General features: G+C 70.6%; 23 protein-coding genes and 2 rRNA genes. 9 read left to right on the top strand and 16 right to left on the bottom strand.

Going from position 1 to position 23,603, the window contains the following annotated elements; translation table 11 throughout:
- Positions 1 to 18: 18 nt before the first annotated feature.
- The 7 genes from BSB02_RS08620 to BSB02_RS40520 form a co-directional block, all read right to left on the bottom strand.
- Complete coding sequence (locus BSB02_RS08620) at positions 19 to 846, bottom strand: hypothetical protein (RefSeq protein WP_084958179.1); 828 nt, start codon at positions 844 to 846, stop codon at positions 19 to 21.
- A 1-nt stretch (position 847) separates the two neighbouring features.
- Entirely contained in the window at positions 848 to 1,798 is a 951-nt protein-coding gene (locus BSB02_RS08615) for a copper transporter (RefSeq protein WP_084958178.1), read from the bottom strand.
- Entirely contained in the window at positions 1,795 to 2,991 is a 1,197-nt protein-coding gene (steA, locus tag BSB02_RS08610) for a putative cytokinetic ring protein SteA (protein WP_084958177.1), read from the bottom strand. The genes BSB02_RS08615 and steA overlap by 4 nt, the downstream gene beginning before the upstream one ends.
- 145 nt (positions 2,992 to 3,136) lie before the next feature.
- Complete coding sequence (gene recN / locus BSB02_RS08605) at positions 3,137 to 4,846, bottom strand: DNA repair protein RecN (protein ID WP_084958176.1); 1,710 nt, start codon at positions 4,844 to 4,846, stop codon at positions 3,137 to 3,139.
- Positions 4,847 to 4,922: 76 nt separating this feature from the next.
- Positions 4,923 to 5,822: an NAD kinase gene (locus BSB02_RS08600; RefSeq protein WP_084958175.1), complete on the bottom strand. Its 900-nt coding sequence runs from the start codon at positions 5,820 to 5,822 to the stop codon at positions 4,923 to 4,925.
- Positions 5,819 to 6,628, bottom strand: a complete 810-nt coding sequence (locus BSB02_RS08595; RefSeq protein ID WP_084958174.1) for a TlyA family RNA methyltransferase — start codon at positions 6,626 to 6,628, stop codon at positions 5,819 to 5,821. Before BSB02_RS08595 ends, BSB02_RS08600 begins: the two co-directional genes overlap by 4 nt.
- The gene (locus tag BSB02_RS40520; RefSeq protein WP_158088586.1) at positions 6,628 to 6,765 is read right to left on the bottom strand and encodes a hypothetical protein; all 138 of its coding nucleotides are present in this window, start codon (positions 6,763 to 6,765) and stop codon (positions 6,628 to 6,630) included. Before BSB02_RS40520 ends, BSB02_RS08595 begins: the two co-directional genes overlap by 1 nt.
- A 103-nt stretch (positions 6,766 to 6,868) precedes the next feature.
- Between BSB02_RS40520 and BSB02_RS08590 the strand changes: the two genes are divergently transcribed.
- Genes BSB02_RS08590 through BSB02_RS08580 form a run of 3 tightly spaced genes read left to right on the top strand, consistent with a single transcriptional unit; the run spans position 6,869 to position 7,765 of the window.
- Entirely contained in the window at positions 6,869 to 7,207 is a 339-nt protein-coding gene (locus BSB02_RS08590; protein WP_084958173.1) for an SCP2 sterol-binding domain-containing protein, read from the top strand.
- 31 nt (positions 7,208 to 7,238) lie between these two features.
- Positions 7,239 to 7,577, top strand: a complete 339-nt coding sequence (locus BSB02_RS08585; RefSeq protein WP_084958172.1) for an ATP-binding cassette domain-containing protein — start codon at positions 7,239 to 7,241, stop codon at positions 7,575 to 7,577.
- Entirely contained in the window at positions 7,505 to 7,765 is a 261-nt protein-coding gene (locus tag BSB02_RS08580; RefSeq protein ID WP_084958171.1) for a hypothetical protein, read from the top strand. The genes BSB02_RS08585 and BSB02_RS08580 overlap by 73 nt, the downstream gene beginning before the upstream one ends.
- 103 nt (positions 7,766 to 7,868) lie before the next feature.
- On the opposite strand, the gene BSB02_RS08575 is transcribed toward BSB02_RS08580, so the two are convergent.
- Positions 7,869 to 8,819 carry an HAD-IIA family hydrolase gene (locus BSB02_RS08575; protein ID WP_084958170.1) on the bottom strand — a complete coding sequence of 317 codons (951 nt, stop codon included), beginning with the start codon at positions 8,817 to 8,819 and terminating at the stop codon, positions 7,869 to 7,871.
- A 49-nt stretch (positions 8,820 to 8,868) separates the two neighbouring features.
- Here BSB02_RS08575 and BSB02_RS08570 point away from each other — a divergent pair, with 49 nt between their 5' ends.
- Positions 8,869 to 9,306, top strand: coding sequence for a TipAS antibiotic-recognition domain-containing protein (locus BSB02_RS08570; RefSeq protein WP_084958169.1), 438 nt, complete (start codon positions 8,869 to 8,871; stop codon positions 9,304 to 9,306).
- Positions 9,307 to 9,394: 88 nt separating this feature from the next.
- Here the strand turns inward: BSB02_RS08570 and BSB02_RS42930 are convergent, their stop codons facing one another.
- A complete protein-coding gene (locus BSB02_RS42930) occupies positions 9,395 to 10,846 on the bottom strand; it encodes an N-acetylmuramoyl-L-alanine amidase (protein WP_084958168.1) in 1,452 nt (483 codons plus the stop codon).
- 122 nt (positions 10,847 to 10,968) lie between these two features.
- On the bottom strand, positions 10,969 to 11,964 hold the full coding sequence (locus BSB02_RS08560; protein WP_240506282.1) for a M23 family metallopeptidase: 996 nt from the start codon (positions 11,962 to 11,964) through the stop codon (positions 10,969 to 10,971).
- Between the two features lie 516 nt (positions 11,965 to 12,480).
- Between BSB02_RS08560 and BSB02_RS42055 the strand changes: the two genes are divergently transcribed.
- Positions 12,481 to 13,266 carry a BTAD domain-containing putative transcriptional regulator gene (locus BSB02_RS42055; RefSeq protein ID WP_240506281.1) on the top strand — a complete coding sequence of 262 codons (786 nt, stop codon included), beginning with the start codon at positions 12,481 to 12,483 and terminating at the stop codon, positions 13,264 to 13,266.
- Between the two features lie 8 nt (positions 13,267 to 13,274).
- Here BSB02_RS42055 and BSB02_RS08550 read toward each other — a convergent pair whose 3' ends face one another.
- Positions 13,275 to 13,667, bottom strand: coding sequence for a tetratricopeptide repeat protein (locus BSB02_RS08550; RefSeq protein WP_084958166.1), 393 nt, complete (start codon positions 13,665 to 13,667; stop codon positions 13,275 to 13,277).
- 95 nt (positions 13,668 to 13,762) lie between these two features.
- Here BSB02_RS08550 and BSB02_RS08545 point away from each other — a divergent pair, with 95 nt between their 5' ends.
- Positions 13,763 to 15,010 (top strand): DUF1015 family protein, encoded by a 1,248-nt coding sequence (locus BSB02_RS08545; RefSeq protein WP_084958165.1) that lies wholly within the window; start codon positions 13,763 to 13,765, stop codon positions 15,008 to 15,010.
- 141 nt (positions 15,011 to 15,151) lie between these two features.
- On the opposite strand, the gene BSB02_RS08540 is transcribed toward BSB02_RS08545, so the two are convergent.
- On the bottom strand, positions 15,152 to 15,553 hold the full coding sequence (locus tag BSB02_RS08540; protein ID WP_084958164.1) for a single-stranded DNA-binding protein: 402 nt from the start codon (positions 15,551 to 15,553) through the stop codon (positions 15,152 to 15,154).
- Positions 15,554 to 15,662: 109 nt separating this feature from the next.
- Here BSB02_RS08540 and BSB02_RS08535 point away from each other — a divergent pair, with 109 nt between their 5' ends.
- On the top strand, positions 15,663 to 16,604 hold the full coding sequence (locus tag BSB02_RS08535) for an MBL fold metallo-hydrolase (protein ID WP_240506280.1): 942 nt from the start codon (positions 15,663 to 15,665) through the stop codon (positions 16,602 to 16,604).
- A gap of 108 nt (positions 16,605 to 16,712) precedes the next feature.
- Here the strand turns inward: BSB02_RS08535 and BSB02_RS08530 are convergent, their stop codons facing one another.
- Positions 16,713 to 17,741 carry a hypothetical protein gene (locus BSB02_RS08530; protein ID WP_206184589.1) on the bottom strand — a complete coding sequence of 343 codons (1,029 nt, stop codon included), beginning with the start codon at positions 17,739 to 17,741 and terminating at the stop codon, positions 16,713 to 16,715.
- On the opposite strand from BSB02_RS08530, the gene BSB02_RS40515 reads away from it, so the two are divergent.
- Positions 17,685 to 18,743 carry a hypothetical protein gene (locus BSB02_RS40515; RefSeq protein WP_158088585.1) on the top strand — a complete coding sequence of 353 codons (1,059 nt, stop codon included), beginning with the start codon at positions 17,685 to 17,687 and terminating at the stop codon, positions 18,741 to 18,743. The two genes, BSB02_RS08530 and BSB02_RS40515, sit on opposite strands and share 57 nt — an antisense overlap.
- An 83-nt stretch (positions 18,744 to 18,826) precedes the next feature.
- Positions 18,827 to 19,555: an SAM-dependent methyltransferase gene (locus tag BSB02_RS08520; RefSeq protein WP_206184588.1), complete on the top strand. Its 729-nt coding sequence runs from the start codon at positions 18,827 to 18,829 to the stop codon at positions 19,553 to 19,555.
- Positions 19,556 to 19,570: 15 nt separating this feature from the next.
- Here BSB02_RS08520 and BSB02_RS08515 read toward each other — a convergent pair whose 3' ends face one another.
- From BSB02_RS08515 to BSB02_RS08505, 3 genes are all read right to left on the bottom strand, one after another.
- Positions 19,571 to 20,083, bottom strand: coding sequence for a pyridoxamine 5'-phosphate oxidase family protein (locus BSB02_RS08515; RefSeq protein ID WP_084958161.1), 513 nt, complete (start codon positions 20,081 to 20,083; stop codon positions 19,571 to 19,573).
- A gap of 154 nt (positions 20,084 to 20,237) precedes the next feature.
- Positions 20,238 to 20,354, bottom strand: a 5S ribosomal RNA gene (gene rrf / locus BSB02_RS08510).
- A gap of 88 nt (positions 20,355 to 20,442) precedes the next feature.
- Positions 20,443 to 23,551 (bottom strand): 23S ribosomal RNA (locus BSB02_RS08505).
- Positions 23,552 to 23,603: the final 52 nt, after the last annotated feature.

Here is a 23,603-nt window from a genome sequence, read left to right as displayed (position 1 = left end):
TCCGGGGGGACACGGCCGTCAGGGCCGCCGGCCCAGCATGTCGAGCTTGTTCAGCACGCGGTTGCCGGCGATGACGCGGGTGAAGCTCACCTTCTCCGAGGCGGCGGTGAGCGCGGCGACCGTGCCGAGCACCGCCAGGCGGCCCGGACGGCCCAGCTGCGTGGCGGCGGCCAGGCCGAGCAGCGCGCCGAGGGCGTTGGCGCCCGCGTCGCCCAGCATGGCCCGCTCGCCGAGGTCCTCCGGCAGCAGCGCCCCCGCCGCGCCCAGCGGGACGGCGGCCAGCGCGGCGGCGGCCGGCCGGTCCCGCAGCAGCGAGGCGGCCAGCAGCGGCGCCCCCGCCAGCAGGCCGACCTTGATGGCGCGGCCGGGACGCAGGTCGAACAGGTTGGCCAGGTTGGCGCTGCCCGCGATCAGCGCCCCGTTGAGCGCGGTGTCGACGGGCCCGCGGGAGACCAGCGCGGCCGAGGCCAGCCCGGTGGCGCCGATGCCGAGGATCTTGACCGCGCCGCTGGTCACCTCGCCGCGCGCCAGGGCGCCCAGGTGGCCCTTGAACCCCTTGGAGGAGGCCGTGCCGTACAGGTCGTCGTAGGCGCCCAGCGCGCCGCTGCCGGCTCCGGCCAGCAGCGCGGCCAGCCGTACGCGGGGCGGCAGGCCGGGGGCCAGCGCGGCGCCGGCGGCCGAGCCCGCCACCAGCGCGGGGCCCTCCAGCAGCGTGAGCGTCTCGCCCCGGTGGTTGGTGCGCTCCCAGCGCTTGCCGGGGCGGCGGGTGAGAGCGGTGTAGGCGGCGCGGGCCGCCAGGGCGCCGATCGCCGCTCCGGCCAGGGCGCCCACCAGCGCGCGAGCCATGTCAGCCTCCTGTGGGAGTGGGACTGGGGGAGGCCACCGGCGGCTGGAACGTCTTGCCGCCCGTGCCGATGCCGTACTGCCCGGCTCCCCCGTCGATCTGCTCCCGCAGAGCGTAGACGACCACGACGCGGCCCGAGGGCATGTCGAGCGAGTCGACGGTGGAGACCTGGGCGGCCGCCTCGCTGTCGTCGCGCACCGCCGCGATGAGGCCGCCGGGAGCCGTGGCGGCGGCCGTGGCGGTGACGACCGCGCCGCGCCCGGCGGCGTCCAGCCCGGAGGCGAGCTCGACGATCGCGCCCGCCTGGGTGTCGGCGTTCTCGCCCGAGTAGACGGTCTCGGGAGCGAAGATCACCGCGAGCGTCGCCCGGTCGGTGATCTCCTCCTCGACGCTGATGACGCCCGCCTGCTCGAAGGCGGCCAGCGTCGTGCCGGCCACCGGCGTGGCGGCGTCCTCCTTGCCCATGAGCGCCGCGCCGAGCACCGTGGCGGCCTTCTGGTACTGCGAGGCGTTCTCCGGGAAGGCGACGGCGGCCGGCTTGAACTGGGCGGACAGCTGGTCGAGCAGGGTGGACTTGGGGTCGGTGTAGGCCTCGGTGAGCGCGATGCGGCCGGTCACGGCCGCGCCGGCCTGCGTCAACACCTGCTCCTGCTGCTCGCGCAGGGAGGAGTTCAGGCCGGGCACCTCGACCAGGACCACACGCTGGCCGGCCAGCCGCCCGCTCACCAGCTCCTGGGTCAGCGCGGCGACGAAGGAGTCGTTGCCCCTCTCGCGCTTGCGCAGGACGTCGAGCTGGCCGCGCAGGTCGTCGGTCTCCTTGTTGAGCGTGTCGGTCACCTGCCTGGCGGACTGCAGCGCCGGCTCCTGCAGGACGGTGGTGCCCAGCACGATGCCGGTGGCCAGCGCCAGGAAGATGGCGACGATGGACACGAGGTGGTAGCGGAAATCGATCACGAGAAGAGTCCGACCAGCCAGAAGACGAAGCCGTTCCAGAAGTTCTGCACGCCGTTCCACCAGGTCTGGCCCAGCGGCGAGACATACAGCGCCACGCCCATGGTGACGAGCGCGGCCACGACGAGCAGGATGAGCGACGGCCAGGAGATCCTGCTGCGGTACAGCAGGCTGACGCCCTTGGGCTCGACGAGCTTGCTGCCCACGCGCAGGCGGGTCAGCCAGGTGCTGGCCATGCCCGAGCGGCCCTTGTCGAGGAACTCCTCCATGGTCCAGTGGGTGCCGACGGCGACGATCAGCTCGGCGCCCTTGTCGTCGGCCAGCAGCATGGCGATGTCCTCGCTGGTGCCCGTGGCCGGGAAGATCACCGCTTCCCTGCCGAGCTGGCGCACCCGGTCCAGGCCCGGCGCGCGGCCGTCGCGGTAGGCGTGGACGACCAGCTCCGCGCCGCACGACAGCGCCTTGGTGGACACCGAGTCGAAGTCGCCGACGATGATGTCGGGCAGGTAGCCGGCCTCCAGCAGGGCGTCGGCGCCGCCGTCGACGCCGATGAGGACCGGGCGGAACTCGCGGATGTAGGGCCGCAGCAGGGCCAGGTCCTCGCGGTAGTGGTAGCCCCGCACCACGATGAGGACGTGGCGGCCCTCGATGCGGGTGCGGATCTCCGGCACGCCCACGCCGTCGATGAGCAGCCGGCCCTCGCCGCGGACGTACTCCATGGTGTTGACCGCGAAGGCCTCGATCTGCACCGCCAGCCCGGCGCGCGCCTCGGCCATGGCCGCCTCGACGCTGTCGGCGGTCTGGACCTCGCCCTTGCCGATCACCTCGTCGCCGCGGTAGACGATGCCCTCGTGCAGGCGCACGACGTCGCCGTCCCTGACCCGCTCGAACAGCTCGGGGCTGGCGTTGTCGACGAACGGCACGCCGGCCTCGACGAGGATCTGGGGGCCGAGGTTGGGATAGCGGCCGCTGATGCCGCTGGCCACGTCGACCACCGCCGCCGCGCCGCACGACACCAGGGCCTCCGCGCTGACCCGGTCGAGGTCGACGTGGTCGATGATCGCGATCTCGCCGGGCCTGAGACGCTTGGTCAGTCTCTTGGTCCGGCGGTCCACTCTCGCCACCGCCGTCAGACCGGGAAGGTCGGCGACCTTCCTGGCGCGCAGGCCCGGCAACTTGTTTCCCGGTACCTTCATCGCTGACCATCCTGCCAGAGGCGGGCAGCCCGGGAGCCAAGCACGGCACGGCGTGTCTGATACCGGCAAGAAACATGACTAATGGCAAGCCTTATCCGGCATTGTCCAATTCTGGCCGGCCCGGTGGCCGGAAGGTCACGAGCGGTCACTTGTCGGCCGCCGCCAGGGCGAGCAGTTCCTCGGCGTGCGCCTTGCCCAGCTCGGAGTCCTCCAGCCCGGCCAGCATGCGCGACAGCTCGCGCACGCGGCCCTCGTGGTCGAGGGCGACCACGCCGCTGCGGACCACGCTGCCGTCGCCGGACTTCTCCACCACCAGGTGCTGGTCGGCGAAGGCGGCCACCTGGGGCAGGTGGGTGACGACGATCACCTGCGCGGTGCGGGCCAGGCGGGCCAGCCTGCGGCCCACCTCCACGGCCGCCTTGCCGCCCACGCCCGCGTCGACCTCGTCGAAGACGAATGTGGGCACCGGGTCGGCGCCCGCGAAGACGACCTCGATGGCCAGCATGACGCGGCTCAGCTCGCCGCCGGAGGCGCCCTTGTGCAGCGGCAGGGGCGGCGCGGCGGGATGGGCCGACATGCGCAGCTCCACCTCGTCGACGCCGTCGGGGCCGAACTCCCCGGCCTGGGTGAGGTGGACCACCACGCGGGCGTGCGGCATGGCCAGCGCGGTCAGCTCCTCGGTCACGGCCCGGCCGAAGCGCTCGGCGGCGGCCTGCCTGACGCGGGTCAGCTCGCCGGCCAGCTCGCCCAGCTTGGCGGTGAGCTCGGCCTCCTCCTGGCGCAGCTCCTCGATCCTGGTGTCGTCGCCTTCGAGCTCGGCCAGGCGCGCCGCGGCCCGCTCGGCCCACTGCAGGACCGCGGCCGCGGAGTCGCCGTACTTGCGCATCAGCCCCGACAGCGCGGCCCGGCGCTCCTGGACCACGGCCAGCCGTACCGGATCGGCCTCGATCGACTCGGCGTAGGCGGCCAGGTCGGTGGCCACGTCGGAGATGAGGTAGCCCGCCTCGGCCAGCCGCTCGGCGATGCCGGCCAGCGACGGGTCGTGGTCGAGCACGCCCTCGACGGCCGCCCGGGCCCGGCCCAGCAGCGACACCACGTCGTGGTTGCCGCCGGAGGTGTCCATCGGGTCGCCCAGCAGGGCCTCGTGCGCGGCGGTGGCGGCGGTGCGCAGCGTGTCGGCGTGCGACAGGCGTTCCTCCTCCTCGCGCAGCTCGACGTCCTCACCCGCCTTGGGGGCGACCTTCTCGATCTCCTCCAGGCCGAAGCGCAGCAGGTCGGCCTCCTGCGCCCGCTCCCTGGCCCGGGTGGTGAGCTCCTCCAGCTGCGCGGTGACCTGCTTGTGCCGCCGGTAGGCCTGGGTGTAGGCGCGCAGGGGCTTGACGAGCTCCTCCCCCGCGTAACGGTCGAGCGCGGCGCGCTGGCGGGCCGGCTGCAGCAGCCGCTGCTGGTCCATCTGCCCGTGCACGGCCACCAGGTCGTCGGCCAGGTAGGTCAGCGTGCCGACGGGCACCGAGCGTCCGCCCAGCCACGCGCGGGAGCGGCCCTCGGCCGACACCGTGCGGGAGATGATCAGCGTGCCGTCCTCGATCTCGCCGCCGATGTCCTCCACCTGCTGCGCGACCCGGCCGCCGGGCTCGACCACAAGCGTGCCCTCGACCGTGGCGCGCTCGGCGCCCGGCCGGATGCGCGAGGGGTCGGCGCGCCCGCCGAACAGCAGCCCGAGCCCCGTCACGACCATCGTCTTGCCGGCGCCGGTCTCCCCCGTGACCACGGTGAACCCGGGCGACAGCTCCAGCACGGCCTCGTCGATGACGCCGAGCCCCTGGATGCGGACCTCCTCGACCCTTGGTCGCACCGCCTGCTCCTGTTCGCTCTCTCACCCGGAGTCCATGAGAACACCTGTGCGCATGAGATCCTACGCGCAGCGGCAGTCAGGGACGCACCCTTCCACGCCATCCCGCGACCGGCAGCTCGAATTTCGCCACCAGCCGGTCGGTGAACGGCGCGCCCGTGCTCTCCACGCCCCGGATGCGGGCCAGCCGCACCGGCGTCTGCGAGCGCCGCACCTCCACGCGCGTGCCGGAGGGCAGGTCGAACCGGCGGCGGCCGTCGCACCACATCACCCCGCCCGGGGTGTGCGGCAGCAGCTCCACCGCCACCACCGAGCGGGGGGAGACCACCAGCGGCTTGGCGAACAGCGCGTGCGCGCTGATGGGGACCACCAGCAGCGCCTCCACCTCGGGCCAGACGATCGGGCCGCCGGCGGAGAAGGCGTAGGCCGTCGAGCCGGTCGGCGTGGCGCAGATCACCCCGTCGCAGCCCCAGCGCGACAGCGGCGCGCCGTCGATCTCGGCGACCGCCTCCAGCATGCGGTCGCCCTTCTCCACGGTGGCCTCGTTCAGCGCCCAGGTGTCGGCGATGACGGTGCCGTTCAGGCGGGCGCTGACGTCGATGGTCATGCGCTCCTCGACGTCGTAGCGGCCGGCGAGCAGGTTGTCGACGGCCGACTCCAGGTTCTCCACCTCGGCCTCGGCCAGGAAGCCCACGTGCCCGAGGTTGATGCCGAGCAGGGGCGTGCGCGCCGGCCTGGCCATCTCGGCGGCGCGCAGGATGGTCCCGTCGCCGCCGAGCACGATGATCATCTCGGCGTCCTTGCCGGCGTCGGGCTCGCAGGAGACCACCTCGACGCCCGCGCAGCCGATCTCGGCGGCCTCGCTCTCCAGGACCCGCACGGTCACCCCGGCCGCCACCAGCCGGGTGACCACGAGCCGCGCGCTGTCGATGGCCGCCTCGCGCCCGGTGTGGACGGTCACCAGCATGCTTCGCTTCATCGCGGCCCTTCCGCCACGGCCCGCTCGATCGCGGCCTCGACGTCGGCGACGGGCGGCTCGCCCGCGCCCTTGCCCAACCACAGCAGGTACTCGACGTTGCCCGAGGGGCCGGGCAGAGGGCTGTAGGTCACCCCGCGCACGACGAGCCCCAGCCCGGCCGCGCACGCCGCGGCCTGCCGTACGGCATCTGCCCGCAGCGCCGGGTCGCGCACCACGCCGCCCGCGCCCACCCGGTCCTTGCCGACCTCGAACTGCGGCTTGACCAGCAGCACCAGGTCGGCCTCCGGCGCGGCGACCCGCGTCAGGGCGGGCAGCACGAGCCTCAGCGAGATGAACGACAGGTCGCCCACCACCAGCGACGGCGGCTCGCCGACCATCTCGGGGGTCAGGTCGCGCACGTTGACCCGCTCCATCACGGTCACGCGCGGGTCGGTGCGCAGCGACCAGGCCAGCTGGCCGTACCCGACGTCGACCGCGACCACGTGGGCGGCGCCGCGGCGCAGCAGCACGTCGGTGAAGCCGCCGGTGGAGGCGCCCGCGTCCAGGCAGCGGCGGCCCTCCACCCGCAGCGCGGGGAAGGTGTCGAGGGCGCCGAGCAGCTTGTGGGCGCCCCGCGAGACGTACTCCGGCCCCTCCTGGGCGGTCACCACCACGGGCGCGTCCGTGCCGACCTGCGTGGCGGGCTTGGTCTTGACCTGGCCGCCCACGCTCACGCGCCCGGCCTCGATCAGCTGCGCCGCCTGCTCCCTGGACCGGGCCAGCCCCCGCCGCACCAGCTCGCTGTCGAGCCTGACGCGACGAGTCATCATGCGTCGTCCATGGCGGCCAGCGCCTCCTCCAGGGCGGCGCACGCCTGCTCGAAGACCGCCACCTGCGCGCCCACCGGCAGCTCGGCCACCCGGCCCAGCCCGCGCACGACCGCCTCGATCGGCTCTTCGCTCATGTCATGACCGTAACGCACCCGGCACCCGGGCCGGCCTGTCGCGCGTTGAATCAACGTGCGGAACACTACCGTGCGGGGACACGTGTGAAAGGAGCCACCCACGATGGCAAGCGTCGAGGAGTGCCGTGCGGCGCTCGGCAAGCTCGTCGCCCAGTTCGAGGAGATCGACGCGGCCGACCGCGCCAAGCACGTGGTCGACCGCACCGTGAGCTGCCGCATCACCGACCTCGACATGACCTTCCACGGCCGCATCCACCAGGGACGGCTGGAGATCCTCGACGAGCCCGCCGGCGCGAACTCCGACATCAGGCTCACCATGGCCAGCGACGACCTGATCCGGCTGGTGGACGGGGAGCTCGACATGGCCAGAGCGCTGCTGGGAGGGCGCGTCAAGATCGACGCCAGCTTCGGCGACCTGCTGCGGCTGCGCCGTCTCCTGTGATCCTCCGGCCCACTGCCGAGGCGGTGTTCGCATGATCATCGAGACCGGCCGGCTCAGCCGCGCCTTCGGCGAGCGCACCGTGGTGGACCCCCTCACCTTCCGGGTGCGCCGGGGAGAGATCTTCGGCCTGCTCGGGCCCAACGGCGCGGGCAAGACCACCATCCGGATGCCGGTGACCCTGCCGCCGCCCACCTCGGGCGCCGCGCGGGTGTGCGGGTTCGAGGTCACGCGGGCCGCCCAGGAGGTACGGCGGCGCGTCGGCTACGCCATGCAGCAGGTCTCCCCCATGGGTACCACATGCTCACCGGCCGGGAGGAGGCCAAGATCGAGGCGGCCCTCTACCACTTCACCGTCGCGGGCAACGGCGTGACCGCGGCCATGCCGTTGCTGTTCGACGAGGAGACGGGGTACCTGGACAAGCTGCTCAGCATGCCCATCCGCAGGAGCTCGATCATCCTGTCGCGGTTCGTCTTCCAGGTGGGCATGAACTCGGCCCAGGTGCTGGTCGTGCCGCTGGTGGCGGTGTCGGCCGGGCTGCTCGCGCTCGGATCGTGGTAGTTCGCCCGGCAGACGGCCGACCGGGTGCGGTGACGCCGGCCCGCGCCCGGCGTGTTCCCGGGCCGTGGCGCGTTGGATGGCTTCACGGACCGTGGCGCGCCGGTCAGCCGAGCCTGTCCAGCACGGGGGCGACGGCCTCCGGGTCCGTCACGCCCGCGGCCCAGGCCGCCTGGCACGCCGCCCGCAGGCCGTCGATCCAGGAGCCGTCGCCCTCCAGGCGGAGCCGGCCGTCCTCCCAGACGGCGCGCCAGCCCTGCGGCGTCTTGGGGTAGGGCCGGTGCAGCGCGCCGAGATCCTCGGCGATGTACGTCGGCCGGTGCGCGGGGTCGGCCGTCAGCAGGTCACGCGGCGTCGTCACCCCGGTCAGGACGAGCAGGCTGTCCACGTTCGCCCGGGTGGCTCCCTCGATGTCGGTGTCCAGCCGGTCGCCCACGATCAACGGGCTCTCCGCCCCGGTCCTGATCATCGACTCGCGGTGCAGCGGCGGCTCCGGCTTGCCCGCGTAGACCGGCTCCACCCCGGTCGCCGTGGCGATCACCCGCACCATCGCCCCGTTGCCCGGCAGCTCGCCGCGCCGCGTGGGCATGGTGGTGTCCCCGTTGGCGGCCACGAACAGCGCGCCCCGCCGTACCGCGAGCGTGCCCTCGGTGAGCAGCCCGTAGCTCAGGCCCTGCCACATGCCCTGCACCACGGCCGCCGGGTCCTCCGCCGCCGTGGTCACCGGGCGCAGCCCCTGCTCCCGTACGGCCTGCCGGAGCCCCATGCCGCCCACGACCAGCACCTTCGCGCCCCGGCCCACGCGCTCGGCCACCAGCCGCGCGGCCGCCTGCGCCGAGGTCACCACGTCCCCGGCCTGCGCGGGCACCGCGAGCTCTCGCAGGTGCTCGGCTATCGCCGCGGGCGTCCTGGAGGCGTTGTTGGTGACGTACGCCAGCCGTACGCCCTGGTCCCTGGCCTTGCCCAGCGCCTCCGGCGCGCCCGGCACCGCGTGCTCGCCCAGGTACACCACGCCGTCCAGGTCGAGCAGCAACGTGTCGTAGGCGTCGATCAGCACCTTGCCTCCGGTTGACTCTCACGTTGCGTGAGACTCTAGCGTCAGCGCCATGACGAGTGACGAGCTGACACCTGAGGACCGTTCCGAGCTGTTCGGGGACTTCGACCCCGGCCGGTACGCCGCCGAGGCCGAGGAACGCTGGGGCGGCACCGACGCCTGGGCGGAGTCCCAGCGCCGCGTCTCGTCCTACACGAAGGCGGACTGGGAGCGGTTCAAGGCGGAGTCGGCCGAGGTGACCGACCGGCTGGTGGCGCTCATGCGGGCGGGGACGCCGGCCGACAGCGCCGAGGCGGCCGCCGCGGCGGAGGAGCACCGGCTGCTGCTGTCGCGGTGGTTCTACTCGTGCGACGTGGAGACGCACCGGGGGCTCGGGGAGATGTACGTGGCCGATCCCCGGTTCACGTCCTCGATCGACAGGGCGGCTCCGGGACTGGCGGCCTACCTCCGGGACGCGATCGCGGCCAACGCCGCCCGGGCGGCGTCGTAGGTCCGGGCCCGGTTCGCCGTGGTGAGAAGCCGGGGCCCCGGCGTCGCGGTGCGCGGCGCCGGGGCCGAGTGTGTCGCGGCCACCACAGCTAGCCGCAGTGTTCGAAGGGGCTGGTGTAGGCGGCCGAGCCCGCCTTGCCGCCCCACTTCACGCACTTGCCGGCCGCCGCGGCCCGCACCGGCCCCGCGTAGTAGGCGAAACTCCCGCTGTCGGTGACCCGCGCCTTACCCTGCACCTCCAGGAAGGCGCTGGTCGCCGTGGCCGTCCCCAGCGAGGTCTTCTTCAACGTGGCCACACAGTTGTAGCCGTTGCCCGCGTTGTACAGCAGATACACCGTGCCCGCCGACCCCAACGCCGCAGAGTCGATCACCTTGTACCCCGCGCCGCACACCTCCCCGGGCGTGTGCGGGTTCGTCCCGCCACCCGAGCCGTTGGTGACGTACTGCATGTACCTGTTCCAGTCCCAGTGGGGGCCGGGGTCGGTGTGGTCGGTGCCGGGCACCTGGTGGTGCCCGACGATGTGGGTGCGGTCCTTGGGGATGCGGTACCGGTCGGCGATGGTACGGACCAGCGCGGCCGAGGCGCGGTACATCGCGTCGGTGAACCACGAGGCGTTGTTCACGTAGCCCTCGTGCTCGATGCCGATGGAGCGGCGGTTGTAGCCACCCGCGTGGAACGCCCTGTCCTTCTCCCTGACCATCTGGGTGATGGCGCCGTCGGAGGAGCGGATGACGTAGTGCGCGGAGGTGGGGTTCGGCCGCGGCCCGTTCTGGAACCAGGAGATCGTCCCGGCGTAGGAGCCCTGGGTCACGTGGATGACGATGCGGTCGATCGCGTCGCTGGCCGGCCGGTTGGAGACCGCGTAGTTGCTGCTGTGCGCGGGCACCCACTGGGCCGCCGGGTAGTCGGCGGACGCGGCCAGCGTCTTCGCCGGGTTGTCCAGGTCGCGGGCCTTGGCGTACTCGCCCCTGTCGGGCTGGACGGCGCGCGGCTGCACCGTGACGGTCTCGCCGCCGGGAGTGGTGGCGCGGATGCCCTGAGCCAGCAGGTCGTAGACGGTGTCGGCGTAGAGCCTGGCGACATCGGCCGAGGCGGCGTTGCCGTACTTGGCGATCGCGCGGTACCACTTGCCCAGGTCCTTGCGGGCGGCGGCGTCCATCCCGAGCTCGTCGGCGTAGGCGCGCAGGACGGCGGCGCCGCCCGCGATGTTGGCGGCGTCGTCCGTCTTCAGCGCGGAGGCGGGCTTGCCGGTCAGCGTGGCCGCGCGCTCAAGGGTGTGCGTGGTGGGGTTGCTGACCAGGTGCATCACGCCGTAGCCGCCGCTGGCGCTGGGCTCGCCGCCGTGCCCGTCCAGGTGGGTCTCGGCGTAGGCGAGCGACACCAGCAGGTCGCGGGGCACCTCGTACGCCGTGGCCGCGGAGTCGAACGCGGCGGCCATGGGCTCGGCGGACGAGGCGCCGGCCGGTGGTGGCGCGAGCAGTGCGAGGGGGATGAGCGCGCCGGTCAGCAGCGCGGCCCGGCGGCGGAGTTGGGCCTTCACAGGTTGTTTCTCCTCGGAAAGGTGTCCGGGTTCTTCGCGGGAGGGACGCCGCGCGCGGGAAAGGGGCGCCGCCCCCGGAGAGCACGGCGCCGGAGTGGAAAGGCGCGCACGGCGTCCGCGCGTCAGCCGCAGTGTTCGAAGGGGCTGGTGTAGGTGGCCGAGCCCGCCTTGCCGCCCCACTTCACGCACTTGCCGGCCGCCGCGGCCCGCACCGGCCCCGCGTAGTAGGCGAAACTCCCGCTGTCGGTGACCCGCGCCTTACCCTGCACCTCCAGGAAGGCGCTGGTCGCCGTGGCCGTCCCCAGCGAGGTCTTCTTCAACGTGGCCACACAGTTGTAGCCGTTGCCCGCGTTGTACAGCAGATACACCGTGCCCGCCGACCCCAACGCCGCAGAGTCGATCACCTTGTACCCCGCGCCGCACACCTCCCCGGGCGTGTGCGGGTTCGTCGTGCCGCCTCCGCACTTGTTCTTGGAGGTCAGCGTCTGGTGCGGGTAGCCGAAGGTGACCCCGTTGAACACCGCCTTGCGGATGTTGCCCGGGTAGCCGCTGCCCTGGCGCACCTCGTAGTGCAGGTGGGGTGAGATGTTGTTGCCCGGCTTGCTGGTCTTGCCGACGGTGCCGATCTTCTGGCCCTGCGAGACGCGGTCGCCGGCCTTTACCGAGCGCACGTTCAGGTGGGCGTAGTAGGTCGTCCAGCCGCCCCCGTGGTCGATCTTGACGAGGTTGCCGAAGCCGTTGGCCGAGCCCTGGTGGGAGGAGATCACCACGGTGCCGGCCGCGGCGGCGACGACCGTGTCCCCGAGGTCGGCGTCCGCGGTACTGCCCCGGTTGAAGTCGATCTCGTAGGAGCGGTGGGCGCTGCTCGCGCTGGAGTTGCCCGTCCACTTCTGGCCGCAGGGGAAGGGAAGCTGGAAGCTCGGCGCCGCCAGGGTCGTCACGTCGGGGACGTCGACCTCGTTCGGGGGGTCGTTCGGGTCCCGCGTGGGATCCGGCGAGGGCGTCGCCGTGCCGGTCGGCGCAGGGCTCGGGGTCGGAGCGGCGGCCGCGAGCGGGCTCGCCGCCGCGCTCTGGCCCGCCGCGAGGCCGAGGAACAGCGCGAAACCTAAGGTAAGCACCCCTTTGGGTCTCATCAGGATCCTTTCTGCGCGTGTCTGCGCGTGCCCTGGGACGAGGCCCGTACGGCAGCGCGCACGGTCTGGTGGATCTCTCGAGCGCTCTTGCTGGGGATCAAGAGTGGAGGTCCGGCGTACAGAGAACATCCAAAATCGGTATAAAGGCCGAGCCGGTACACGGGTAACCCGACGAACCGGCGCCATGGCCTCCAGTCGGGGAGTGGGTGCGGGTGCCGTGGTTGATCAGCCGGATTTCACCGTTCTCGGCCCGTTCTGGGCCCCTTCTGGTCCCTTGCGGGTGCGGGGGCTGGACGAGGTCCTCCGCATCGCGGACGGGAAGCCCTGGCTCTTGCTGGACGCGCAGGAGGCCGGCGCGAACGTGCTTGCGGCCCGCTTGGACGTGCATGAGGCCGGCGCGAACGCGCTGGGGTCGACTCGAATGCGCCGACCGAGGTGACATGCTGATCGAGGCGCTGTGGCCGCGAAGCCCGCTCGCCGCGCGGGCCGGCCTGGGGGCGCGTGCGGGGAGCGCACGAACGCCACCGCCACCGCCCTCCGCATCGGCCAACCTCGGGGGACCTACGGAAGCTTCCTGCGTCACACGGTCCGCGCCTCCGGGGGCCAGGATCGTCACCCACCCCTCCGGCTACGCGATCGAGGTGCCGGTGGAAGGAAGGACTGGACGCGCTGCTGTTCGAGGATCTGATCGCCAGAGCACGGGCGGCGGGCCGTACCCAGGAGGCCTACGACCGGTTGTGCACGGCTCTTGCACTGTGGCGTGACACGCCGCTCATCGGCCTGCCCGCGAGCCCTCGTGGGACGGGCGACTGCATGCGCTCACCCAGGAGTGGCCGAGGCAGCCGAGGGGCTGGTCGCGATGAGGATGGCGCGTGCCGTACCGCCTCTCACGAGGCCACAGGCGACGCGGTGCCGTGGCCTCAGAGGCCACAGAGGACGCCGTCCCTCGCCAGCCGCCGGAAGGTCACCGTGCCCACCTCACCTGGCCGCAAAGGTCACCGTGCCGTGCCTCGCCCGGCCCCGAGCTCACCGTATCGGACACCGGCACGATCTCCGGCGCCCGGAAACGTCGGATCGCCGACGACGGCGTCGAACCCGCCACGGGCGGCGACCCCGGGAGGCGGTCCGTCCAGCCGATGCCGGACGACAGATCGCCGCTCACCGGCTGCCTGGACGCGGCCAACCCAGACACGAATAGCTGGCTTGCCCGGGACGGCGTCAGCCCGAGCACGGACAGGAGACCCCAGGCCTTGGCGCGATGCCGGTCGGCGCCGGGTCATGGAGTGACCGAGCGGCTAGGCGCTTTCGCGCCTGGCGCGCAGGGTCGCGCGGACGCTCCTGAGTGCCGAGACGTAGTTGCGCTCATCCGGTCGCATCGCCACCGCGATGGCCAACGGTTCCTGCGCCGCCTCCATGTCGCCCGACCGCCACAGCGACAAGCCGAGCCCGAAGTAGGCGTAGTCCTCCGCCGGATTGGCGGTGACGATCCAGCGGAAGCTCTCGGCCGCCTGCTCGTACTGCCGTGAGTTGAACTGCGCTCTGGCGAGCGCTTCGCGGATGCTGCGCGATTCGGGTTCGGCGAGGGCGGCGCGCTCAAGCAGGGCGGCGGCCGCTGCCGGGCTGCCGTCTTTCAGGAGCTTGACCCCACGCTGGTACCAGTCGTAGACGTCGCCTTCTGGGTCACTCATGCTGTGTGGGGCCTCCTCGTCGCGACACCGTGACCCCACGCCGTTCGGGGCGGGGGGCACCCTGGTGATTCTGGATCTCCCGGCTATATGGGAACATGCCCGATATGGCGACGCCCGAACTGCCGGTACCCGATGGGCTGGTGCTACGTCCGTTCCGCGGAGTCCGCTTCGCTGTCGAGGATCCGGCCAAGGTAACCTCACCACCGTACGACCTGATCTCCGACAGCGACGTGCCCGAGCTCCTGGACCTCCATCCCAACAACGTCGTGCGCCTCATTCTTCCCACCGGGAAGGAGAGGTACGGCGAGGCCCGCGACACCCTGGCGGCCTGGCTGGCCTCGGGTGTCCTCGTGCCGGACCCCGAGCCCGCCCTGTACGTCTACGAGCAGAGCGGCCCCGGCGTCCTCCAGCGCGGCGTCATCGGCGACCTCATGCTCGCCGACCCCTCGCTCGGCATCGTGCTGCCCCACGAGGACGTCATGCCCGGCCCCGTCGCCGACCGGCTCGCGCTCATGAGCACCACCCAGGCCAACCTCGAGCCGATCTTCCTGCTGTACGAGAACGGCCCCGACCTGACCATGCGCCACGAGCCGGTCGTGGACACGGTGACCGGCGACGGGGTGCGGCACCGCCTGTGGGCGCTCACCGACCCGTCCTCGATCGCCGCCGTCAACGCGGCCCTCCACGACAAGCGCGCGCTCATCGCCGACGGCCACCACCGCTACGCCACCTATCGGGAGCTGCAGCGCCGCGAGCGTGCCGCCGGGCGCGGCGACGGCCCCTGGGACTACGGCCTGGCCCTGCTGGTCGACTCCGCCGCCTATCCGCCCGACCTCAAGGCCATCCACCGCGTCATCCCCGCCTTGCCGTTGCAGGAGGCCACCGCGCGCGCCAAGGGCGCCTGGCAGGTGCACGACTTCGACCACCTCGGCGAGGCGCTGGCCGCCCTGGAGGCCGCCGACGACCCCGCCTTCCTGCTCGGCGGCGCCGAAGGCTTCCACCTCATGACCGACCCCGATCCGCTGCAGCTCGCCAACGCGATGCCCGCGGACCGCTCGCCCCGGTGGAACGCCCTCAACACCGCCGTCCTGACCGAGTTCGTCATGCCCAAGGTCTGGGGCATGCGGGACGACGAGCACACCGTCAGGATCGTGCACCATGACGCCGTGGCGGCCGTGGAGCTGGCCGCCCGCAGCCACGGCACGGCGGTGATCCTCAAGCCGCTCTCGGTGTCGCATGTGCTGGCCGTGGCCGAGGGCGGCGAGCGCGTGCCCCGCAAGTCCACCTCCTTCGGGCCCAAGCCGCGCACCGGTCTGGTGCTCCGGACGTTCGCGATCGACTGAGTGCCCGCACGCTCCGCCGTACACCGGCGTCGACGCCTGTCCGAAGGCTCTCGGGCGGGGCGGTCGCCTGCTCGCCCCAGGCGTGAGCGTGCCACGGCACCCAGGTGTGAGCGAGCCTCGGCAGCCACCGGCCCGGGCCTTTCAGGCACTCGCGGCGAGATACGCCACCGATCGCGGCGATCGGGCCTCCGGCTCCCGCACCGGCTCCTCGGTCTCCTCCCCGGTCTCGGCCTGCGCGACGGCCTCGATGGAGGCCACTTCGACCTCGTAGGTCCAGATCTTCCCCGAAGGCGGCCCGAAGATCCGCGACCGCAGCGAGCCCACCACCTCCACCTGCTCCCGCGCGGCCAAGCCCTTGGCGAGCGCGCCCAGCTCCGGATCGAACGTCACGCAGCGCACGACGTCGAACGGCGCGCGCCGGTGACCGCCCCTCCTCCGGACGATGACGTTCCAGCTGGTGAGCGTGTCGCCGCTGGGCATGGGTCTCTCCCGAGGAGGAGTCTCCGACATCCGCCCGACGAGGCGCACTTCGTTGCGGTCCATGTGACCTCCCGTTCGCGTTCGTGCCGGAGATCACTCTTTACGATGAGAGACGAGCCAGTACGGCCCGAGCGCCGTTCTGGGGACAGCGGTTCCACGACGGGAGTTGCCTGTGGACAACATCACCGCCCTCGGCGGCGACGTATACGAAATCGACACGAAGATGGCGGGACACTCCGGGATCACCGCGGGCTACCTCATCCTCGGCGACCGCCCCTGCCTGGTCGAGACCGGCACGGCGACGTCAGCGCCCACCGTCCGCGACGCGATCGCCTCCCTCGGCGTCGGCCCGGGCGACCTGGCCACCGTCGTGGTCACGCACATCCACCTCGACCACGCGGGCGGCGTGGGCGACATCGCCCGCGCCTTCCCCAACGCCCAGGTGGTGGTGCATGAGAAGGGCGCCAGGCACCTGGTCGACCCGTCCAGGCTGATGGCGAGCGCCCGGATGGTGTGGGGCGACCGCCTGGACACCCTTTTCGGCGAACTGTCCCCCACCGAGGCCGAGCGCATCGTCGCGCTCGGCGACACCGGAGCGATCGACCTGGGCAACGGCAGGAAGCTGATCAGCCACTACTCCCCCGGCCACGCCAAGCACCACGTCGGCCTGATCGACTCGGCGACGGGGGACCTCTACGTCGGCGACGCGGCCGGGGTCTACCTCCCGCAGACCGGCGACCTGCGCCCGGCCAGCCCGCCGCCCGACTTCGACCTGCAGACCGCGCTCGACTCGCTCACGCTGTTCCGCGACCTGCAACCCCAGCGGCTGCTCTTCAGCCACTACGGCCCCGTCGACGCCGTCCAGGAGACGCTCGAACGCTCGGCCGAGGAGCTGCGCGTCTGGGTCGACCTGACGCGCCAGGCCCACTCCGAGGGGATGGACCTGGACCACGCCGTCGCCATGGTGCGCGAGCGCACGCGCGAGCGGTACGCGGCCCTGAAGGACGAGGCGACCGCCAGGCAGTTCGAGCTGCTCAGCCCCGCGGAGTCGAACGTCGCCGGCATCCTTCACTGGCTCGGCAAGACCTCGCCCCGGCCGCAGCAGAAGGACTGAGCCGCGCAGGCGCGGCTCCGCCGTACGGGAGGCGGTTCGACGAGAAACCGGAGAGTCCCAAGCGGGCTCTCCGGTCATCTCACAGTCCTGTACGGCGGAGCCGCCCCGTCAGGCCCTTCCCTGGTCACGTCCTTCGCCGGGCGCGTCCCGCTCGCCGGAGTCGTCTGACTCGTCACCGTCGTCGGCGTCCTCGTCGGCGTCCTCGTCGGCGTCCTCGTCGGCGTCCTCGTCAGCGTCGTCGTCGCTGACGTCGCGGACGTCGCGGACGTCGCTGAAGACCGGCTCGATGAACGCGGGCGTCACTCCCGGCTTGGCGACCTCCGCCTCGGCGTCGTGGTTCTCGTCCACGGCCTCGGCTGGCTCGGCCACCTCGTACTGCTCGTCCACCTCCGCCTCGAGGTCGACGTCCACGGCCTCACCCTCGGCCGTCGCGGCGCGGCCCTCCAGCATCTCGCCGAGGTCCGTCTCGAAGCCCTCGCCCAGATCCTCCTGGAACTCCTCCTCGACGTCCTCGATGACGGAGCCGGTCAGCTCGGCGTACCGCTCGGCCGCGTCCGTCTCGCCGTCCTCGTCGAACGCCATGGCCCTGGAGAACCAGTCGACCGCCGCCTGCGTGTGACCGGCGTCGGCCAGGGCGTCGGCGTAGGCGTAGGCCAGGCGCGCCGACCAGGGCCGCGGCTGGGGGTCGCGCAGCTCGGGCAGGCGCTGGAGGGTGATCACGGCGGCGTCATGCTGGCCGAGGTCACGGCGGGCGCCGGACTCCACGATGGTCAGCTCGATGCGCCCGGCCCGGTCCAGCCGCTCGGCCTCGCGCGACTTGACCAGGTCGAGGGCGCGTTCGGGACGGCCCAGGCCGCGCTCGCAGTCGGCCATGACGGGCAGGTACTCGTCCGAGCCGGTCAGGCGGCGCGCGGCCCGCAGGTCGCTCAGCGCCTCGGCGTAGTGACCGGCGCGGTAGGCGACGATGCCGGCCGCCTCGCGCACGACGCCGACCCGCGCGGCGAACTTGCGCGCGACCTTGACGTGCTCGTGCGCGCGCTCGGGGTCGTCCTCGGACAGCGCGCGCTCGGCGGCCGCCAGGTGCCGGCCGACCAGCTCGGCCAGGTCGCCCGGCAGGGTCCGGAGCTCGTCGCGCACGTCCTTGTCGAGGTCTTCGACGGTGATGTCGGGCGCCACCTCGGGAAGGCGCTCACGCTGCCGCCGCTCGCCGCCTTCCGGCCTGCCGTACCTCGCCCGTGTCGCGCCGCCCTGGTCGCGGTCACGCGAGAACGGCCGGTCACGGTCGTCACGCCGCTGGAACGGACGACTGCCGCCGGTGCCCTCACGCCGGGGGCCACGCTCACGGAAGCCGCCCTCGCGGAAGCCACCTTCTCGGAACCCGCCCTCGCGGCGCGGACCACGATCGTCCCTGTCACGGAAGCCGCCCTCGCGATGCGGACCACGCTCGTCCCTGTCACGGAAGCCGCCCTCGCGGCGCGGACCACGCTCGAACCCACGCCGGTCGTCACGGTCGCGGAAGCCCCCCTCACGCCTGGGACCGCGCTCATCCCTGTCCCGGAAGCCACCTTCGCCACGCGGACCACGGTCATCCCCGTTCCGGAAGCCGCCTTCGCGGCGCGGACCACGCTCGAACCCACGCCGGTCGTCACGGTCGCGGAAGCCCCCCTCACGCCTGGGACCGCGCTCATCCCTGTCCCGGAAGCCACCTTCGCCACGCGGACCACGGTCATCCCTGTCCCGGAAACCACCCTCGCGACGCGGACCACGATCGTCCCTGTCCCGGAAACCACCCTCGCGACGCGGACCACGATCGTCCCTGTCCCGGAAGCCACCTTCGCGACGCGGACCACGCTCGAACCCACGCCGGTCGTCACGGTCGCGGAAACCGCGCTCGTCGCGCCCGTAGTCGCCACGCGGCCGGTCGTCGGATCGGAACGAACGCTCCCCCCGGGAGTCACGCCCACCCCGCCCACGATCATCGCCGTAGGAGCGCCGCCGCTCGCCGTCGCGAGGGCCTTCACCGCGTCGCCGGTCTTCGCCCGATCCGTTGTCTCTGTTCACTTCTGGTCCATTCAGCTTGCTGGTCGCCTACGCGACGAAGGCCACCCGTGGTGGGGTGGCCCGGTGTTCCCAGCCTAGCAAGGCCCCGACATGCACGTGACCGCCGAACGGACCGGAAAACCGTTCGCCCGCCGTCCACCCCGTGGGGAACGATGACCTGCATGTCGCTTCGCTTCCATGAGATCTCCGAGGGAGACCGCCGTATCCTCAACCCGCTCTCGGAGGACAAGCTCGCCCTCCTGGGACGCATCTGCCACATCACCCCGGGCACCCGCCACCTGGATCTCGCGTGCGGCAAGGGCGAGCTGCTCAGCACGTGGGCGGCAACGTACGGCCTGCACGGCGTCGGCATGGACATCAGCCACGTCTTCCTCGACGCCGCCCGCAAACGCGCCGCCGAGCTGGGCGTCTCCGATCAGGTGACGTTCGTGCACGGCGACGCCGGAGCCTACGAAGCCGAGGAGAACGCCTTCGACATCGTCTCCTGCATCGGAGCGACGTGGATCGGCGGCGGCCTGTCCGGCACCCTCGACCTGATGCGCCGCCCCCTCAGGCCCGGCGGCCTCGCCCTCGTCGGCGAGACGTACTGGATCACCCCACCCCCGTCCGATGTCGATGTCGACTTCGACGCGACCTCGCTGGCCGGTACGGCGGAGCGGCTCGCGGCAGGCGGGTACGAGCTGGTGGAGATGGTCCTGGCCAGCCAGGACGACTGGGATCGCTACGTCGCGAGCCAGTGGTGGACCATCACGGAATGGCTCCGCGCCAACCCTGACGATCCCGACGCGCCCGCCATGCGGGACTTCCTGGACAGATCACGACGGCCCTACCTGGAGTACCAACGCCGGCACCTCGGCTGGGGCGTCTTCGTCACCCGCCTCACCGGATGACGGCGGCGACCTCCCTCAGACCGGATACGTCCACCGCGTCTGGCTGTAGGTCTCACCCTTGGCGAACGTGAGGATCTTGTCCGGGACGACGGCGAAGACGGCCGCCGAATTCCCTCCGGCATGGAACGCCCCATCCCGCACGTCGAAGTGCCACTCCTCGCCGTACTTCTCCTCCCAGCCCGCCGCCAGCCTGATGAGCCTGTCCTCATCGGTCTCGCGAACCGCCCTGCCCTCCACCACGACGTCGAGCCCGGCGTCGCCGTTGCACCCGGTCATGAGGATGCAGTGCTGGTTGTGCTCGAGGTTCTTGGTTTTCTGCTCGTCCAGCCCGGTGCAGAAGTACGGCACGCCGTCCAGCCAGATAGACAGCAGGGTGGTGGTGTGCGGACGCCCGTCCCGCCGCACGGTCGTCAGCCAGTACGTCCTGGAGTCCCTGACCAGCCTCACCACGTCATCCCAGGCCGGCGCCGCCGCGTTGTCGCTGCTGAACCTGGCGTCGACCGTGGCCGTGGCTTCCCTGTGCGCCATGTGCGTCTCCCTTCTCGAGTACGGCTTACGCACGGGTAGACCAGTGGATCACACCGAGCTCATCGGTCTGCGGTGGATGAGCATGAGATTTGACCCCATAACGCAGGAAAGGGGGGCCGCCCCTGCCGGGCAGCCCCCCTCCCCTCTACTGTTTGTGCGGCGGCGACCTACTCTCCCACACCCTCCCAGGTGCAGTACCATCGGCGCTGGGAAGCTTAACTACCGGGTTCGGAATGAGACCGGGTGTTTCCTTCCCGCCATAACCACCGCAACCCTGCCAGACACACACCACGCCGGGTGTTGCCTCAGAATTGCGTAGCGGACGCGAGCACACCCCCCACCACGGGGGATGATGCCTTGTGGTCAAGTCCTCGGCCGATTAGTACCGGTCAGCTCCACACGTCACCGCGCTTCCACCTCCGGCCTATCAACCCGGTCATCTCCCGGGAGCCTTACCCCCCATCACTGGGGGTGGGAGACCTCATCTTTGGGCGAGCTTCCCGCTTAGATGCCTTCAGCGGTTATCCCTTCCGAACGTAGCCAACCAGCCATGCACCTGGCGATACAACTGGCACACCAGAGGTTCGTCCGTCCCGGTCCTCTCGTACTAGGGACAGCCCCCATCAAGTCTCCTACGCGCGCAGCGGATAGGGACCGAACTGTCTCGCGACGTTCTAAACCCAGCTCGCGTACCGCTTTAATGGGCGAACAGCCCAACCCTTGGGACCTACTCCAGCCCCAGGATGCGACGAGCCGACATCGAGGTGCCAAACCATCCCGTCGATATGGACTCTTGGGGAAGATCAGCCTGTTATCCCCGGGGTACCTTTTAGCCGTTGAGCGACACCGCTTCCACACGCCGATGCCGGATCACTAGTCCCAGCTTTCGCTCCTGCTCGACCCGTCGGTCTCACAGTCAAGCCCCCTTGTGCACTTACACTCGCCACCTGATTGCCAACCAGGCTGAGGGAACCTTTGGGCGCCTCCGTTACCCTTTAGGAGGCAACCGCCCCAGTTAAACTACCCACCAGACACTGTCCCCCACCCCGATCCAGGGGCGCGGGTTAGACGCTCGAACCGGCCAGAGTGGTATTTCACCAACGACTCCACCCCGACTAGCGTCGGAGCTTCCCAGTCTCCCACCTATCCTACACAAGCCGCCTCAAACGCCAATGTCAAGCTGTAGTGAAGGTCCCGGGGTCTTTCCGTCCTGCTGCGCGAAACGAGCATCTTTACTCGTACTGCAATTTCGCCGGGTCTGCGGTTGAGACAGCGGGGAAGTCGTTACGCCATTCGTGCAGGTCGGAACTTACCCGACAAGGAATTTCGCTACCTTAGGATGGTTATAGTTACCACCGCCGTTTACCGGCGCTTAAGTTCTCACCTTCGCCCACGGTTCCCCGCGGGCTGAGCGGTCCCCTTAACGTTCCGGCACCGGGCAGGCGTCAGTCCGTATACCTCGTCTTACGACTTCGCACGGACCTGTGTTTTTAGTAAACAGTCGCTTCCCCCTGGCCACTGCGACCCCCACCAGCTCCCGGAGCACGTCCGATCACCAGCAGGGGCCCCCCTTCTCCCGAAGTTACGGGGGCAATTTGCCGAGTTCCTTAACCACAGTTCACCCGATCGCCTCGGTATTCTCTACCTGACCACCTGAGTCGGTTTCGGGTACGGGCCGCCGCAACACTCGCTAGAGGCTTTTCTCGGCAGCAGAGGATCATCCACTTCGCCACACTCGGCTCGGCATCACACCTCAGGCACCTGAACGGCGGATTTGCCTGCCGCTCGCCCTACATGCTTACCCCAGGACCACCATCGCCTGGGCTGGACTACCTTCCTGCGTCACCCCATCGCTTACCTACTACCCCCTCGGATCCAGCGTTCACCCCGACCCCCGGCCCGAAGGCCGAGGCGGGCTAAGGACTNGGGTTCGATATGGGCGCGTTGCCGCGGGTACGGGAATATCAACCCGTTGTCCATCGACTACGCCTGTCGGCCTCGCCTTAGGCCCCGACTTACCCTGGGCGGATTAACCTGCCCCAGGAACCCTTGGTCATCCGGCGCAGAAGTTTCCCACTTCTGATGCGCTACTCATGCCTGCATTCTCACTCGCGCACCCTCCACCACTCGATCACTCGGCGGCTTCACCGGATACACGACGCTCCCCTACCCACCCGGCTCACATAGAGCCGAGTGCCACGACGTCGGCGGTGTGCTTGAGCCCCGCTACATTGTCGGCGCGGAATCACTTGACCAGTGAGCTATTACGCACTCTTTCAAGGATGGCTGCTTCTAAGCCAACCTCCTGGTTGTCACTGCGACTCCACATCCTTTCCCACTTAGCACACGCTTAGGGGCCTTAGTCGGTGATCTGGGCTGTTTCCCTCTCGACCATGGAGCTTATCCCCCACAGTCTCACTGCCACGCTCTCACTTACCGGCATTCGGAGTTTGGCTGACGTCAGTAACCTTGTCGGGCCCATCGGCCATCCAGTGCTCTACCTCCGGCAAGAAACACGCGACGCTGCACCTAAATGCATTTCGGGGAGAACCAGCTATCACGGAGTTTGATTGGCCTTTCACCCCTACACACAGGTCATCCCCCAGGTTTTCAACCCTGGTGGGTTCGGGCCTCCACCCAGTCTTACCTGAGCTTCACCCTGCCCATGCGTAGATCACCCCGCTTCGGGTCTACAGCATGCGACTCAACCGCCCTCTTCAGACTCGCTTTCGCTACGGCTCCCCCACACGGGTTAACCTCGCCACACACCATAACTCGCAGGCTCATTCTTCAAAAGGCACGCAATCACCCACACCACCAGCACAAGCCAGCGGCGCCCGGGCTCTCACGGCTTGCAGGCACACGGTTTCAGGTACTCTTTCACAACCCCTCACCGGGGCACTTTTCACCTTTCCCTCACGGTACTCGTGCACTATCGGTCACCAGGGAGTATTTAGGCTTACCAGGTGGTCCTGGCAGATTCACACAGGATTCCTCGAGCCCCGTGCTACTCGGGAACACCCCCGGCAGTCTCCGAAGTTTCGCCTACCCGGCTCTCACGGTCTCCGGCCGCCCATCCCAGAGCGTTCGGCTACCCCGAAGATTTTTCACTGCCCGATCCCCCGGCAGAGAGATCAGAGAGGTCCCACAACCCCGCATACGCAACGCCCGCCGGCTTTACCACGTACACGGTTTAGCCTCCTCCGCTTTCGCTCACCACTACTCACGGAATCACACTTTGTTTTCTCTTCCTGCGGGTACTGAGATGTTTCACTTCCCCGCGTTACCACCAACCGCCCTATACATTCAGACGGCGGCGACCCGACATGACTCGGGCCAGGTTTCCCCATTCGGACATCCCCGGATCAACGTCTGGTTGGCGACTCCCCGAGGCTTAACGCAGCCTCCCACGTCCTTCATCGGCTCCTGATGCCAAGGCATCCACCGTGTGCCCTACACAACTTGGCCACAAAGATGCTCGCGTCCACTATGCAAATCTCAAACAACACACAGCCACCAG

This window comes from Thermoactinospora rubra (genome assembly GCF_002093975.1).
GTDB classification, from domain to species: Bacteria; Actinomycetota; Actinomycetes; order Streptosporangiales; family Streptosporangiaceae; genus Nonomuraea; species Nonomuraea rubra_A.
Note: the sequence above shows the minus strand (reverse complement) of the source record. Positions and strands in the feature narration are given on the sequence as shown.